17 protein-coding genes are annotated in these 15235 nt (G+C 59.1%); 7 read left to right on the forward strand and 10 right to left on the reverse strand.

Features of this window, described 5'->3' with window-relative positions; genetic code table 11:
- The 4 genes from AACR14_RS06330 to rpsF form a co-directional block, all read right to left on the reverse strand.
- Window positions 1–502 (reverse strand): ferredoxin--NADP reductase (locus AACR14_RS06330; protein WP_019445555.1); only part of this gene is annotated, 502 nt, incomplete at its 3' end.
- Window positions 503–603: 101 nt separating this feature from the next.
- Window positions 604–1050: a 50S ribosomal protein L9 gene (gene rplI / locus AACR14_RS06335; RefSeq protein WP_005340490.1), complete on the reverse strand. Its 447-nt coding sequence runs from the start codon at window positions 1048–1050 to the stop codon at window positions 604–606.
- Window positions 1051–1102: 52 nt separating this feature from the next.
- On the reverse strand, window positions 1103–1333 hold the full coding sequence (gene rpsR, locus AACR14_RS06340; protein WP_005308890.1) for a 30S ribosomal protein S18: 231 nt from the start codon (window positions 1331–1333) through the stop codon (window positions 1103–1105).
- Between the two features lie 30 nt (window positions 1334–1363).
- Entirely contained in the window at window positions 1364–1750 is a 387-nt protein-coding gene (gene rpsF, locus AACR14_RS06345; RefSeq protein WP_005308887.1) for a 30S ribosomal protein S6, read from the reverse strand.
- Between the two features lie 237 nt (window positions 1751–1987).
- On the opposite strand from rpsF, the gene AACR14_RS06350 reads away from it, so the two are divergent.
- The 3 genes from AACR14_RS06350 (at window position 1988) to AACR14_RS06360 (ending at window position 4788) form a co-directional block, all read left to right on the forward strand.
- Window positions 1988–3211: an Nramp family divalent metal transporter gene (locus tag AACR14_RS06350; RefSeq protein WP_019445556.1), complete on the forward strand. Its 1224-nt coding sequence runs from the start codon at window positions 1988–1990 to the stop codon at window positions 3209–3211.
- Window positions 3212–3322: 111 nt separating this feature from the next.
- A complete protein-coding gene (locus AACR14_RS06355; RefSeq protein ID WP_019445557.1) occupies window positions 3323–4180 on the forward strand; it encodes a hypothetical protein in 858 nt (285 codons plus the stop codon).
- A 164-nt stretch (window positions 4181–4344) separates the two neighbouring features.
- A complete protein-coding gene (locus AACR14_RS06360) occupies window positions 4345–4788 on the forward strand; it encodes a PACE efflux transporter (RefSeq protein ID WP_019445558.1) in 444 nt (147 codons plus the stop codon).
- A 127-nt stretch (window positions 4789–4915) separates the two neighbouring features.
- Here AACR14_RS06360 and hupA read toward each other — a convergent pair whose 3' ends face one another.
- Window positions 4916–5188: a nucleoid-associated protein HU-alpha gene (gene hupA, locus AACR14_RS06365; RefSeq protein WP_005340484.1), complete on the reverse strand. Its 273-nt coding sequence runs from the start codon at window positions 5186–5188 to the stop codon at window positions 4916–4918.
- Window positions 5189–5525: 337 nt separating this feature from the next.
- Between hupA and AACR14_RS06370 the strand changes: the two genes are divergently transcribed.
- Complete coding sequence (locus AACR14_RS06370; RefSeq protein WP_005348975.1) at window positions 5526–6008, forward strand: Rsd/AlgQ family anti-sigma factor; 483 nt, start codon at window positions 5526–5528, stop codon at window positions 6006–6008.
- Window positions 6009–6108: 100 nt separating this feature from the next.
- On the forward strand, window positions 6109–6489 hold the full coding sequence (locus tag AACR14_RS06375; RefSeq protein ID WP_005340482.1) for a PilZ domain-containing protein: 381 nt from the start codon (window positions 6109–6111) through the stop codon (window positions 6487–6489).
- An 81-nt stretch (window positions 6490–6570) separates the two neighbouring features.
- Here the strand turns inward: AACR14_RS06375 and radA are convergent, their stop codons facing one another.
- A complete protein-coding gene (gene radA / locus AACR14_RS06380; protein WP_005340481.1) occupies window positions 6571–7938 on the reverse strand; it encodes a DNA repair protein RadA in 1368 nt (455 codons plus the stop codon).
- Between the two features lie 100 nt (window positions 7939–8038).
- Here radA and AACR14_RS06385 point away from each other — a divergent pair, with 100 nt between their 5' ends.
- On the forward strand, window positions 8039–10417 hold the full coding sequence (locus AACR14_RS06385; protein ID WP_019445559.1) for a PilZ domain-containing protein: 2379 nt from the start codon (window positions 8039–8041) through the stop codon (window positions 10415–10417).
- Between the two features lie 55 nt (window positions 10418–10472).
- Here the strand turns inward: AACR14_RS06385 and AACR14_RS06390 are convergent, their stop codons facing one another.
- Together AACR14_RS06390 and serB are read right to left on the reverse strand one after the other, a co-directional pair.
- Window positions 10473–11378 (reverse strand): alpha/beta hydrolase family protein, encoded by a 906-nt coding sequence (locus AACR14_RS06390; RefSeq protein WP_019445560.1) that lies wholly within the window; start codon window positions 11376–11378, stop codon window positions 10473–10475.
- A gap of 28 nt (window positions 11379–11406) precedes the next feature.
- The gene (gene serB / locus AACR14_RS06395) at window positions 11407–12417 is read right to left on the reverse strand and encodes a phosphoserine phosphatase SerB (RefSeq protein WP_019445561.1); all 1011 of its coding nucleotides are present in this window, start codon (window positions 12415–12417) and stop codon (window positions 11407–11409) included.
- Between the two features lie 120 nt (window positions 12418–12537).
- On the opposite strand from serB, the gene AACR14_RS06400 reads away from it, so the two are divergent.
- Window positions 12538–13158, forward strand: a complete 621-nt coding sequence (locus AACR14_RS06400) for an AhpA/YtjB family protein (RefSeq protein WP_005340472.1) — start codon at window positions 12538–12540, stop codon at window positions 13156–13158.
- Between the two features lie 67 nt (window positions 13159–13225).
- Here AACR14_RS06400 and deoD read toward each other — a convergent pair whose 3' ends face one another.
- Together deoD and AACR14_RS06410 are read right to left on the reverse strand one after the other, a co-directional pair.
- A complete protein-coding gene (gene deoD / locus AACR14_RS06405; protein ID WP_005340471.1) occupies window positions 13226–13942 on the reverse strand; it encodes a purine-nucleoside phosphorylase in 717 nt (238 codons plus the stop codon).
- A gap of 76 nt (window positions 13943–14018) precedes the next feature.
- Window positions 14019–15227, reverse strand: a complete 1209-nt coding sequence (locus tag AACR14_RS06410) for a phosphopentomutase (protein ID WP_019445562.1) — start codon at window positions 15225–15227, stop codon at window positions 14019–14021.
- Between the last annotated feature and the right edge of the window lie 8 nt (window positions 15228–15235).

Below are 15235 nucleotides of genomic sequence, written 5' to 3' on the forward strand. Positions count from 1 at the left end.
CATAGCGAAAACGCCCGCCGTAGCGGGCGGCAAAACCTGCGATAAGCTCCTGGTAGCTCAGCTCTTCGCCTTTACGCACCCCGTGTACCAGCACCAGATTCTCGAAACGGTTGAAGGCCTCTCCATCAGCCAGCATGGAGAGGAAGGGGCCGATGGCGGTACCGGTCGAGAGCAGCCAGAGATCGCGTCCGGCCGGAACCTCATCCAGTGTCAGAAAGCCGGTGGCCAGAGACTGCACCAGCAGAGTGTCGCCCGCTTGCAGCGAGCCGAGGGAAGGGGTCAGCTCACCGCTTGGGATCTCGACCAGATAGAACTCGTGGTATGGCGCAGAGGGAGGATTGACGAAGGAGTAGGCGCGCTGAATGCGCCGCTCGCCCTGCTCAAGGGCCAGTTTGGTGAATTGACCTGCCTTGTAGGGGGCCAGATCGGCCGCTACCCGCAGGGAGAACAGAGTGGGTGTCCATTCAATGCGTTCGATGACGCGACCTTCGACCCAGGCCATAGAGATCTCCTCCAGAGGAACAGAGCTTCACTCTACCCCCGGGCCTGAAAATAAAAAACCCGCGCAAGTGCGCGGGTTTTTTCTGCAAAAGCGAATCGCTATTACAGGGCAACAACCTGGATCTGTACGGTTGCTTTAACGTCAGCGTGCAGCTGAACAGCAACTTCGTAGTCACCGGTGTTACGCAGAACGTTGCCCATGCGGACTTCGCTCTTGGCAACGGCTACGCCGGCAGCAGTGATGGCTTCAGCCACGTCACGGGTACCGATGGAACCAAACAGCTTGCCTTCGTCGCCAGACTTGGAAGCGATAACCACGGTAGCCAGTTCGGCCAGCTTGGCAGCACGCTCTTCAGCAGCAGCTTTGTTGGCAGCCAGTTTGGCTTCCAGCTCAGCGCGACGAGCACCGAAAGCTTCGATGTTGGCCTTGGTGGCCATAACAGCTTTGCCTTGCGGGATCAGGTAGTTACGGGCATAACCAGATTTCACGGAAACTTGGTCACCCAGACCGCCCAGTTTGGCGATTTTGTCGAGCAGGATAACTTGCATTACCTTTCCTCTATAAATTTCGTTGAGTTAGGCTTAAGTGCCGGACCGATTCTTACTTGTTGTGCAGATCGGTGTACGGCAGCAGAGCCAGGTAACGAGCACGCTTGATGGCGCGTGCCAGCTGACGCTGATACTTGGCGCGGGTACCGGTGATACGGCTCGGTACGATCTTGCCAGATTCAGTGATGTAGTTTTTCAGAGTAACGATATCTTTGTAGTCGATCTCGGTAACGTTCTCGGCGGTGAAGCGGCAGAACTTACGACGACGGAAATAACGTGCCATGGCCTTTATCCTCTAGTCAGTGATCCAGAATTACTCTTCGGAAGCAGCTTCAGTAGCTTCTTCGCGGCGCTCGTCGTCACGACGGGTGAAGCGCTCTTCTTTGGCCTTGGCCATCGGAGAAACTTCAGTCACGGCGTGCTTGGTGCGCATGATCATGTTGCGGATAACGGCATCGTTGAAGCGGAAGTTGGTTTCCAGCTCATCGATAACGGCTTGCTCTGCTTCTACGTTCATCAGAACGTAGTGGGCTTTGTGCAGTTTGTCGATCGGGTAAGCCAGCTGACGACGGCCCCAATCTTCCAGGCGATGAATGGTACCACCGGAAGTGGTGATGGCGCCGGTGTAACGCTCGATCATGCCGGGAACTTGCTCGCTCTGGTCCGGATGAACCATGAAGACGATTTCGTAATGACGCATTTTAGCTCCTTACGGATTAATTCAGCCTCCGCCCAGGTGCAGCCAGACCTCGGAGGCAAGGAACATAATGGTGTTTAGTCGCTGCTTTTCTAGGGCGGCGTATTGTACGAAATCGCATCCCTCACTGCAACTGACGACCTCAAAAGTTTTTCCCGATGGATATGATACAAAAGACCAATTGATAACAATTATCATTTAGATCTATTCTCTCTCCATATCCTGATGGAGGGTGATGCCATGCAACCCGCACTGACTACAACGATTCCAAGCCGCAAATTCAAACTGACCCTGCTCGGGCCCGCCTTTATCGCTGCCATTGGCTACATAGATCCGGGCAACTTCGCTACCAATATTCAAGCCGGCTCTACTTTCGGCTACCAGCTGCTCTGGGTGGTGGTATGGGCCAACCTGATGGCCATGGTGGTGCAGACCCTCTCGGCCAAGCTCGGCATCGTCACCGGCAAGAATCTGGCTGAGCATATCCGCGACCGACTGCCGAAACCGGCGGTCTGGGCATATTGGGTACAGGCCGAGATCATCGCCATGGCCACCGATCTCGCCGAATTTATCGGTGCCGCCGTCGGCTTCAAGCTGCTGCTTGGCGTGACCTTGCTTGAAGGAGCCTGTATCACCGCCGTGGTCACCTGGGGGATCCTGATGTTGCAATCCCGTGGCCAGAAACCGCTGGAGTTCGTGGTCGGTGGCCTGTTGCTGTTTGTCGCGGCGGCCTACATCGTCGAGCTGATCTTTTCCCGCCCCCATCTGCCGAGTCTGCTGGAAGGGGCTATCTTCCCCGGTCTGCCCAACAGCGATGCCGTCTATCTGGCCGCCGGTGTGCTCGGTGCAACCGTGATGCCCCACGTTATCTACCTGCACTCGGCGCTGACCCAGCACACACAGGATCAAGGATCGGTCAGCCAGCGGCTGCACACCACCCGGGTCGATGTGGCGATTGCCATGACCATCGCCGGCTTCGTCAATCTGGCGATGATGGCGATGGCGGCCGCCGCGTTCCACAGCTCGGGCCACCAGCAGGTAGCGGAGCTGGAATCCGCCTACCAGACCCTCACTCCGCTGCTGGGTCAGGCTGCCGCCACCCTGTTTGGCCTCTCGCTGGTCGCCTCCGGCATCAGCTCTACCGTGGTGGGCACCCTGGCCGGGCAAGTGGTGATGCAGGGCTTTGTCCGCTTTACCATCCCGCTCTGGCTGCGTCGCGCCATCACCATGGCTCCCGCCTTCGTGGTAATCGCCATGGGTCTCAACACCACCGAAATTCTGGTGTTGAGTCAGGTAATCCTGAGCTTTGGCATCGCGCTGGCCCTGATCCCGCTGTTGATGCTGACCGGCGATCGGGCGCTGATGGGGCAACATCGCAACCATCCGGTCACACAAGCCGTCGGCCGCCTTATCGTTGCGCTGGTGATCGGGCTCAATGCCTATCTGTTGGTCGCCATGATCTAGCGAACCGTAAAACCGAGAAGAGAGGCTCATTAACTCTGGTTAATGAGCCTCTTCGCACTTTGGCGTATGCTGCCGCTTTCTCTTCTCATTTATCATTGCGGGAGCCTTGCCATGGAACACACCCGAGCCAGCTTCGTACTGGGCCATCATCAGGAGCAGGCCAGCGTGGTCTGCTGCCAGCGCGGTGATACCACACTGCTGGTCACCGACCTCACCCCCTTTCATCCCCAGAGCCACCTCTGGCCCGATCAGCCGGGGGATGTGGGACATGCTCGCTGGGAAGGGGGAGAAGCCGCCATTGGCCCTTGCCGGATGGGGGCCATCAGCCCGGATGGCGAGCTGTTTGTCGATACTGCCATTCCGGTCAAACGGGGCGCTGAGGGGTGGCGTTTCGTGGTGGTCCATCCGCTGACCGGTGACCACGCGCTAGCCGTTGGCAGCCAGGTCGAATTGCAAGTAGATAGCGCTGCCCGCCACGCGTTGAGTCTGGGCCATAGTGGCTGCCATCTGGCGGCACTGGCGCTCAATCGAGTACTCACCCCCTACTGGCGCAAGGAGGTAAGCGAGCGCGATGCACTGGGCCAGCCCGACTTCGATCGTCTTGCTATTCAAAGCTCGCGGGTCGAGCCTTGCGGATCGCGGGAGCAGTACCGCATCGGCAAGAGCCTGCGCAAGAAAGGGGTCAACAGCGAGGCGCTGCTGGCAGATCTGGCGCTGATTGAAGAGAAAGCCAACCAGCAACTGGCCGACTGGATTGCAGCCGGAGGCGAGATCCGCCGCAGCCGCGCTGGCGAGGCGATCATCGATTCCCGTTACTGGCACTGCATGCTGGAAGGCCAGGAGGTGACCATTCCCTGTGGTGGCACCCATGTTGCCTCGCTCGCCGAGTTGGGGGAGGTCAAGGTAGAGCTCACTCTGGTGGAAGAGGGCTTTGCCATGCTGACCCGGGTCACACCAACCGGCGCCTGAGTCGCAGACTTGACCACTCAGGGCTAACGCCCAAATTGGCAATAGAGAAGTATCGCAAATGAGGGGGCATCATCATGCCCCCCAACGCCAGTCATGACGGGCCGATGCTTCTCTTTTAACCACTCCCTGATTAGAATGCGCCTCCCACAGGAGGCACATCACCCATGAGTAGTACCCAACTACGCACCACCCCGGATCGACTTCGTTATCTGGTTCTCTACGAAGGCATCGGGCTGGCACTGGTCGCACCGCTGATCAGCCAGCTGTTCGGTCAGGGCGTCGCCGAGGTCGGTTCGCTGGCCATCTTCTTCTCCATCGTCGCCACCGCCTGGACCTATGGCTGGAACCTGTTGTTCGACAAGGGGTTGCTCAAACTTTGCGGGCGCACCAACAAGCGACCACTGGACCGCTTCCTGCACGCGTTTGGCTATGAGGCAAGCTTTATGATGCTCTCCCTCCCCTGCGTCATGTTCTGGCTCGATTTGGGGGTGTGGGACGCCCTGATGCTGGATCTCGGCTTCGTCGCCTTCTACCTCGTCTACATCATGGTCTTTACCTGGGCCTATGAGCGGATCTGGCCGCTGCCATCCAACCCGCAGACGACATAAGGCCTCAGCCACAACGAGGCCGACAGAAGGAAAAGTCAGGAAGGACTAATAGGAAGGATGGGAGAATCCCATAAAAACAATGCCAGTCAGCGAGCTGACTGGCATTGGACAAAACAGACTTTCGGACTTACTTGACGGCGTCTTTCAGAGCCTTGCCAGCCACGAATGAAGGCACGTTGGCAGCAGCAATCTGGATCTCTTTACCAGTTTGCGGGTTACGACCGGTGCGGCCTGCGCGGTGGGTGACCTTGAAGGTGCCAAAACCGACCAGTTGCACAGCATCGCCTTCTTTCAAGCTCTGGGTAATACCATTGATGATCTCTTCCAGAGCCACTTTGGCCTGAGCTTTGCTCAGATCTGCTTTGGCGGCAATCGCATCGACAAGTTGAGCTTTGTTCATAACATTTCCTTTATGATCGGGCATTTAGCGCTGGGTCACTCTATGCAAAAAAAAACGCACAGGCAAAGCCTTTATCGAGCCGAACGCGTCAAACGCTGGGGTTTTCATCAAGATCTGCGGAAATAGTCACATTCCACACGCGAAAAACCGTGAGCAGTCCTGAAACCTGCTAGCACGCAGACACAATCCGCTGGCTATTTCTTCGCCACTTAACATTATCCCCCCATGGCTATTGACGCTTGCCCAGATTTTCCCTAGTTATAGGTTGTGTCACTGCTCAAACGGCTCGGAATACCGAACAATCGGCCAGCCTTTGCCCCACGGAGGGATAGGGATTATGTTGACGAAACTGGAACAGACCAAGCAGGCGCTGGCAGGCAAGCATAAGGCTATCGACGACTGGCTGGATGCAAGGCAAGCGTTGCTGGTTGGATACATGCAGCTGGCAGGCCTCACTCCGGCGCGGACCAAGCAACGCAGCCTGCCCAAAACAGAAGAGCTGCATCAGTTTTGCGACCGCCTGGTCGACTATGTCAGTGCAGGCCATTTCGAGATCTACCACCACGTCGTCACCGCCTTCGAGCAAGCCAGCGGCGAAACACTGGAGCTGGCCAAGCGCATCTATCCCCATATTCGTAACAGCACTGAATTCGCCCTCGAGTTCAACGACAAATACAGTGATGCCGACGAGGCCCAATTACTGCTACTGGATGATGATCTCAACGAGTTGGGTCCGGTTCTTGAAGAGCGGTTCAAACAGGAAGACCGCCTGGTTAAGGCGCTTCATGTGGTGGAATCCTTGAGTACCCAGCAAGCCTGAATGCCATTTTCGGAGCAAGTTCAAGATACTGGCAACCAAGGTGGATTACACTCAGAGCAATGACCCTAGCGTCCACACTTATTGCATACAGGAGATGAGCATGTCTGAGCGCCGCCGTTTTGCACGGATCCTCTACTTGACCATGGCAGAACTCACCCAGGGGGAACAGAAGTGGCAGACCCAGCTTGTCGACGTCTCCTTGCAGGGAGCCCTGCTGATCCGCCCTGACGACTGGGAGAGCCGTGACAACAAGGAGTACCAGCTCAGCTTTATCCTGAGCGGTAGCGATATCGAGATCAAAATGCAGGTCGAGCTGACCCACGAAGCAAGCAAGAAGCTGGGTTTCTACTGCCACCACATCGATATCGACAGCGCCACCCATCTCAAGCGGATGATCGAGCTTAACGTCGGCGACGAAGAGCTGCTCCACCGCGAGCTGGAACAACTGCTGAGCGAACATCTGGAACATAGCCAGCCCTGATGGCAGGTTCCAGCCCATAAAAAAGAGCGCCGAGGCGCTCTTTTTCCGTTGTGCTGTTGTATCGATTGCAATGCTGAGGGATTACAGCGCCTCGAGTGCCTCGGACAGCTTCTTGACCGGCACCACTTCCATCCCTTCGATGGGATGCTTGGGGGCATTGGCGTGCGGCACGATGGCGCGACGAAAACCGTGCTTGGCCGCCTCCTGCAACCGCTCCTGACCGGACGGCACCGGACGAATCTCACCGGAAAGGCCCACTTCGCCAAAGACCACCAGATCCTTGGGCAGCGCCTGATCCCGGAAGCTGGAGACCATCGCCAGCAGCAGCGCCAGATCCGCGCTGGTCTCCTCGACCTTGACCCCGCCAACCACGTTGATGAAGACATCCTGATCTGCCATCTGCAACCCGCCGTGACGGTGCAGCACCGCCAGCAACATGGCGAGCCTGTTGTGATCCATCCCCACCGCCACCCTGCGCGGGTTGGAGAGCTGGGAGTAGTCCACCAGCGCCTGCAACTCCACCAGCAGCGGTCGGGTGCCCTCCCAGATCACCATGACGATGGAACCGGGCGCCTGCTCCTGCCCCCGGCTGAGGAAGATGGCGGAGGGGTTGCTCACCTCGCGCATCCCCTGTTCAGTCATGGCAAAGACCCCCAGCTCGTTGACCGCACCGAAGCGGTTCTTGTGAGAGCGCAGAGTCCGAAAACGGGAGTCATGACCGCCATCGAGCAGCACAGAGCAGTCGATGCAATGCTCAAGCACCTTGGGGCCCGCCAGACTGCCATCCTTGGTCACATGGCCCACCATGAAGATGGCCACATGATTCTGCTTGGCGTAGCGGGTCAGCAACGCAGCCGCTTCGCGCACCTGTGAGACAGAACCGGGGGACGATTGCACATCCGCCACATGCATCACCTGAATGGAGTCAATCACCATGATCTGCGGCTGCTCCTGCTGGGCAATCAGGCAGATCTGCTCGACGCTGGTCTCGGAGAGCATCCGCAGCTTGTCGGTGGGTAGCCCAAGGCGGTTGGCCCGCATCGCGACTTGCTGGAGCGACTCCTCGCCGGTGACATAGAGGGTTTTCATCCGTTCAGCGAGACCACACATGGTCTGCAGCAGCAAGGTCGACTTGCCCGCCCCCGGGTTGCCGCCGATCAGAATGGCCGATCCGGGCACCACACCGCCACCAAGCACCCGATCCAACTCCTTGAAACCTGAGGTAAAACGGGGAATTTCGGTAGTGGCGATCTCTGCCAGTGTCTGTACCTGACTGCCGACCGCGCCGGCATAACCGGTGTAACGGGCACTCTTGCCAGCGGGGCTCACCGAGCCGAGGCGCACCTCGGTAATGGTATTCCACTCCTTGCACTCGCTGCATTGACCTTGCCAGCGTGTGAAGTCGGCACCACATTCGGAACAAACATAAGCAGTTTTATTTTTGGCCATTGATAACTCGGGGACAGGATGAATTCCTGCTTGATATACTTGTTTGCGACCGACAGATCAAACCCAGAATCGGAAAAGTGACTTTCCGTGGCAGGAACAAATGGATTCAGAACACCAGCAACATCTGATTGAACAACTCGTCCCCTTGCTGCGGGAGAAAGATTTCGAGGAGATCTTCAACCGCATGACCCAGGAGGAAAACAGCAACAGCCGTTTTCTGATCAAGATGGAGCTCAAGCGCAAGTGCTCCCCCTGCCGCAGGGTCATCGACATGCGCGATGAGCTGGAGGATGAGTGCCTGGTGCATGAGTTCGACGGCATCACTCACTTCATGCCCGCCGATGCGATTGCCCTGTTCCAGTCCCAGTGCTATCTCTACCGCGATATCTATACCCTCGGTGTCTACGAGGCGCTGCAACAGTGGCAAAAACAGCACCACAACGCCCGCGTGGATGGTCAGCTGTCGCCGCCGGCCAGCCCCTTCCGGCAATATGATGTCAACACCATTGCCTTTGCCAGTTACTACGGCCGCCGTCAGGAGCGGATGCACTTCAGCTCGCCGGTGCTGATCAAGTTTCAGGATGGTGAGAAGCTGTTCGCCAAGAGTTCCGATCTCTCGCTGGGTGGCATGCGGGTCTCGGTTCCCTATCTGCCGAATTATCACACCGGCGCCCAAGTGGAGGTCTTCTTTACCGGACTGGAGCGGGACACCCCTAATCCGGTGCTGCACCAGCCGGTCGGCTATCAGATCCTTGGCGAAGAGAGCAAAGAAGGGAAATACTGGCTGCGGCTGGTGCGCTCCGGCGAACAGCCCGCCTTTGATGCCTTCCTCAGCGACTTTATCGATGCCAACAAGATCCGCTATCGGGTCAGCGTCGACTATCTGCTCTCCGCCGCCATCATCAAGGGGTATGAGCAGTTCTACCTGCCGCGGATGACCGGCATGCCGCTCTTCTTCGGCACTGGCGACAGCCCCAATCTCGAGATTGCCCTGCGTACGGAAAACAACCAGCACCTGCTGGAGTATTGGCGCGATGAGAAAAACCGCGATGCCCTCGCGGGGCTTTTCAGCGCAGAGCGGATGAAACGGCTCTGCCCGGCCCCCGGTACCACCACAGAGACCATCATCTATTGCTTTACCCACACGGTGCGCAGCCATATCTACTTCTTCTCCGCCACCGCCGAGGAGCTGCGCCAGAGTGGCCTCACCGCCCTCTTCTTCCAGGTGGGCTCGCGCCGCCCCAGCTGGCGTGTCTACAAGTTCACGCTGGAGGCATGCGATCTGGTCGAGGCGGATGTGGGACAACTGCAGGGGCAAGACAACCCGCAGTTGCAAGATATCCTGCTGCTCGAGCGGCTCAAGCAGATCGGCTATTGCGGCCTGCTGCAGGAGATCGGCCTGGAGTCCCAGCGGGAAGAGTTCCATCAGGAGGGGGTCAGCAACAACGCCAACGAGCTGCAACGCTTTGGTCACGAGCAGGGGGTTGCCCCGTTCGAGATTGAGACCCTGCACTATGTTCAGCTGCGCAAGGAGTCGCGCTACATCCACAAGACCGCGGTCGCCATCCATCACAACGGCAAATCCTGGATCGGCTGGACCCGCGACATCTCGACTCACGGCCTGCAAATCGAGCTGGAAGATGCCTTTATCGGCGAGAAAAACGATGTGGTGACCATCGCCCTGCCCCGTTTGCAGGAGCTCTCCAAGAGCATGGATCTGCAGCGCCTCTCCTACCGGCTGGTCAGCCTCAACATGACCCGCACCGTGCTGCACCTCTGCATCGAAGGGGATTCGGATCGCCATACCGGCCGCCAGTTCTTCAGCCTGCTGATCGAGAGCAACCAGAACAAGCTCAAGGCGGCGCAGGAGCAGCGCCGCTATCGTGGGCTGGCGCGGGCACTGCGCAACATCTATACCCACCACCTGTTCAACTCGCCGGTCTACGTCAACAAGCTGAAGGGCGCCCCCAAACCGGCCTCCATCGGCAAGTCTCTGCAACCGCGCAGTCTGCAGCGCCTGCTGCAAGCCTGTGCCGAGCTGCCGGAGCAGGAGAACCTCTATCCGCTGTTTCAGGGGGAGCTGCTCAAGGAGCTGCTGATGAACCCGCTGCGCGCCATCGAGCGGGAGGACAAACCGAGAGAAGATGAGGTCTATATCGCTAGCATCCAGACCAAGGCCGGCCTGCCCATCTTCAGCAGCCGGCTGGCCAGCAGCTTTGCCAACGTCAAAGAGAAGCGTCAGTTCATCGAGCTGGCGCAGCAACAGGGGGAGTTCTACTCGGTGCTGGTCGGCATCTCCCGTACCGGACGGCCCGACACCAACTTCATCGCCAACGAGCTGGACTACATCGCCAAGTTCGCCATCCACAAGGCGCGCAAGCTGGAAGAGGAGCTCTGGAGCGTGGTGGGGGTAGGAGAACTGACCGATACCACCCAGGCCACCCTGTTCCGCTTTGGCATCACGCCGCCACTGAACTGATTGATCCGGAAACAGACAGAAATGAAACAGGGCGCTCGAGGCGCCCTGTTTTTTATCATGCCGCCTGCGGGTTGAGCAGCCAGTCGAGGATCTGGGGAAAGTGATCCTCCTGTGCCTGCGGGGCGGTCAGCATATTGATGTGGTCATAATCGAGGCGGTTGCCATTGTCCCGCCCCAATCGGGTGTGACGCGTGACCGACCCCATCTCGTCGCTGAAGCGGCGCACATCGGTCGGGTGACCCAGCACCTTGTCCGCTTTGGCCGAAATCATCCAGAGCGGTGGCCAGTTGACCCGTGCCGCCGCCTCGTCATAGGCAAAACCGTCGTGAGGATCCTGCCAAGGGCCGCACTTGACCCAGGGGATGGTCTCCTGCAGATAGCGCAGCGGCTCGTCGTCAGCACCGATCTTCAGAGTGCGAGCAGCCAGAAAACCACGGCGGCGGGCCAGCCAGGGGGCCAGCCGATTCCAGATCAGATCCACCTTCAGCCAACGCTCGGGATTGTGCACCGACACGCCGCGCTTGGTGCCAAAAAACAGCAGACTGGCCACCTGCTCCGCCAGCTCGGGGAAGCGCACCAGGGTCGAGGCCATGATGACACCGCCCCAGGAGTGGGCCACCCAGTGCACCTTGAAGCCATGATGGCGCTCGGCAATCCAGCGATGCAGGGCGGGCAGATCCTCGGTGATCAGCTCATGCTGACCGTGCTCCGCCTGCTCGGCGATGGCCGGAGTGCTGAGCCCCCGCCCCCGCAAATCAGCCACATAGACCTGATAGCCGTGGCGGGCCAGAAAGCAGGCCAGCCCCTTGCCCGATTCGGTATAGAAGATCCGCCCGTTCTCGATGGCGCCGTGCACCATCAGGATCGGCTCGCCATGCACGGCGACCCGGGGTTTGATGTGGCGAACATGCAATTGATGGCCACCACAGGGGATAAACAGAGACTGCTGCAACAATTCCATTTTTATTGGTTTCCTCCTTGAAACACTGTTAGCGCTTGTCCCAGCGTTGCTCGCTGCAGGCCCGCGCCGCCAGCAGGCAGATCACCCCCTCCAGATCGTGATGATTGAGGGTGGCCGCCGCCTGCGCCCGCACCAGCGGTTTGGCGTGAATGGCGATGCCAAGGCCCGCGACCCCCATCATTTTGAGATCGTTGGCACCATCGCCGATGGCCACGGTCTGGTCGGCAGCAATGCCGTACTCCTGAGCCAGCTGCTGCAACACCTCGGCCTTGACGCTGGCATCAACGATGCGCCCGCTCACCTTGCCGGTCAGCTGGCCCCCCTCCACCGCCAGCTCGTTGGCGAAGATGGCATCGAGCCCCAGCTCGCGCTGCAACTGGCCAGCAAAACGGGTAAAACCGCCGGAGGCGATGGCAACACGCCACCCCGCCTGTTTGAGGGTATCGACCATCAGCTGCAAGCCCGGCATCCAGGGCATCCATGCCGCCACCTCGTCGAGAATGGTGACCGGCGCCCCTGCCAGCAGGGCAACCCGATTGCGCAGGCTGTCGGAAAACTCCAGCTTGCCCTGCATCGCCGCGGCCGTCACTGCAGCTACCTGCTCGCCAACCCCGGCAAGCCGGGCAATCTCGTCTATACACTCGATGCGGATCGCGGTGGAGTCCATGTCCATCACCAGCAGGCCGGGCTCGTTCAGGGTCGGTAGCGCTGGCAGATGGCAGAGATCGATCTCCCACTCACCGCTCTTGAGCTCGGCCACCAGCTCGGAAGAGAAGCGATCGCAGCCAAGCAGCAGCAACGGCACGCCCGCCACCTCGATGGGAGGATAGAGGGTGGCCGCCAACTCCTGCGCAGCCAACAGTAGCGACAGACGCGCCAGATGGGAGGCGCCCAGCCCCTTGCCAAACAGCACCAACCAGCCGCCAGCCTGCGGAGTCTCTGTCGGTTGCAACGCATCTGCGTGGAGCTGCCAACAGGGTGAGCCGGACAACAACGCGGGCCAATCGGATAACAGAGGGGGGAGCCGGGACAACAACATAAGGGATACGCCTTCCTTGGTGATCAGGGGGTTAACAGTGCAGGCCCAGAGTAGCGTATTGCTTTTTGTACAGGCAAGCGCCAAGATCCCGCCACTCCTTGTTACCATGAGGTCTCGCGCTTGCAGCGTCATCTTCCCATCAAACGTGTTCTCAGCCTGGGTGCCGGTATCCTGCTCGGATGCTGGGTGCTCGGTGTGCTCATCCATATGCAGGGTGAAAGCCAGGCCTCGCTGCACAGCGAAGCGCGCAACCGGGCACAGGCGCTGGTCGCCTATGCCGCCCGCGACATGAAACGCTGGATCAAGGAGGAGAAGAGCAGCGAACTGGAGCGGCTGGCGCGGGATCTGGCGGCGGAGCCGGAGATCCTCGATGCCACCCTCTACGACGGACGCGGCATTCCCCTCGCCCAGTCTGAGCAGGCGGTGCCGCTGGAGAGCCTGCTGCCCATCGGCAGCGATAACAAGTCACTGCCGGAGCAGGGCAAGGGGCGGATCCAGTTCGTACAGGAGATCCGGGATGGCGAGCAGACCATCGGCTTCCTGCGAATCACCCTGGAAGAGCAGCAGATGCTGGCAGACAAGGACACCCGGCTCAAGGTGGTGCAGGAGAAACAGCGGCTGATGCTGCTGGTCGCCCTGCTGGCCGGGGTGCTCATCTCCTACGGCGTGCGCCGCAACTACATGCGGGTACGCAAGCACAAGAAAAAGAGTACCCCACCCTCGCCGCCACCGGAAAACTGATGGCGCAACCAGAGAGCAGATACAAAAACGGCGGCCAGAAGGCCGCCGTTTATTATTCGCAAGGGAATTACTTGTCGCCCAGCAGGACGGAATCCAGCGCGATTTCGATCATGTCGTTGAAGGTCAGCTGACGCTCTTCAGAGGTGGTCTGCTCACCGGTACGGATATGGTCGGAGACGGTGCAGATGGTCAGTGCCTTGGCACCGTACTCTGCGGCCACGCCGTAGATACCGGCGGCTTCCATCTCGACACCCAGGATGCCGTATTTTTCCATGACGTCGAACATGGAGGGGTCCGGGGTGTAGAACAGGTCGGCGGAGAAGATGTTACCGACGCGCACGGCAACGCCCTTGTTCTTGGCGGCCTGTACGGCATTGGCAACCAGGTCGAAGTCGGCGATGGCAGCGAAGTCGTGATCCTTGAAGCGCAGACGGTTTACTTTGGAATCGGTGCAGGCACCCATACCGATCACCACGTCACGCAGTTTCACGTCTTCACGCACAGCGCCACAGGAGCCCACGCGGATCAGAGTCTTCACACCGTAATCGGTGATCAGCTCTTTTGCATAGATGGAGCAGGATGGAATACCCATGCCGTGACCCATGACGGAGATACGACGGCCCTTGTAGGTACCGGTGAAACCGAACATGTTGCGCACGTCGCAGATCTGCTCGACGTTCTCCAGGAAAGTTTCAGCGATGTACTTGGCGCGCAGGGGGTCGCCCGGCATCAGCACGGTATCAGCAAAGGCGCCATCTTTCGCATTGATATGAGGAGTTGCCATTCTCTTGATTCCTTCACACTAGGTTGAGTTTTATTGTTTTATAAATTGCCCGCCGCCGAAGTGGCGGGCGGGTAAATTACAGGAAGCTGGTACCGTATGCCAGTTTCGGCAGACCGTGGTAAGCCGCGATGCTCTGGCCGATATCGGCAAAGGTCTCGCGACGACCAACGGAGCCAGCCTTGACCGGCTTGCCGAAGAACAGCACCGGAATGTATTCGCGGGTGTGGTCGGTGCCACCCCAGGTCGGGTCGCAGCCGTGATCGGCAGTCAGCACCACCACGTCGCCATCTTGCAGCAGCTCAAACAGCTCCGGCAGGCGGGAATCGAAATACTCCAGCGCACCGGCATAACCGGCAACATCACGGCGGTGGCCGTAGGAGGAGTCGAAGTCCACAAAGTTGGTGAAGACGATGGTGTTGTCACCGGCCGCTTTCACCTCTTCCAGCGTGCGATCCCACAGCTCGGTCAGACCGGTCCCTTTCACCTGCTTGGAGATACCCTGCTGGGCATAGATGTCGGCAATCTTGCCGATGGAGACCACCTGACCACCCGCATCTTTCATGTAATCCAGCACAGTCGGCGCCGGCGGCAGCACTGAGTAGTCGTGACGGTTGCCGGTACGCTTGAAGTTGCCCTTGCCAGTACCCACGAACGGACGCGCAATCACGCGGCCGATGTTGTAGGGCTCCAGCAGCTCGCGCACGATGTGGCACAGCTCATAGAGCTTCTCGAGGCCGTAGGTCTCTTCGTGGCAGGCAATCTGGAACACGGAGTCGGCAGAGGTGTAGAGGATCGGTTTGCCGGTCTTCATGTGCTCTTCGCCCAGATCATCCAGCACCTGGGTACCGGAGGCGTGGCAGTTGCCGAGATAACCCGGCAGACCTGCCTTCTCGACTATGGCGTCCAGCAGCTCCTGCGGGAAGCTGTTGTGGTGATCCTTGAAGTAGCCCCACTCGAACAGCACGGGCACGCCGGCGATCTCCCAGTGACCGGACGGGGTGTCCTTGCCGGAGGAGAGCTCCTGAGCAAAGCCGTAGGCACCGACCACCTCGATATCTTTCTTCAGCCCTTCCGGGAAGTAGCCGGAGGCCTGCTCGCAGGCGTGGCCCAGACCCAGCTTGTTGAGGTTGGGCAGATTGAGGGCACCGCGGCCTTCAATTTCACCTGCCGCACACGCCTTGGCGATATGGCCAAGGGTGTTGGCGCCCACATCTCCGAACTTGTCGGCATCGGCAGCAGCGCCAATACCGAAAGAGTCCATCATCAGAATAAAGGTACGTTTCATGGGTCTTC

This window comes from Aeromonas sp. 159 (genome assembly GCF_963862045.1).
Classification (GTDB): domain Bacteria; phylum Pseudomonadota; class Gammaproteobacteria; order Enterobacterales; family Aeromonadaceae; genus Aeromonas; species Aeromonas veronii.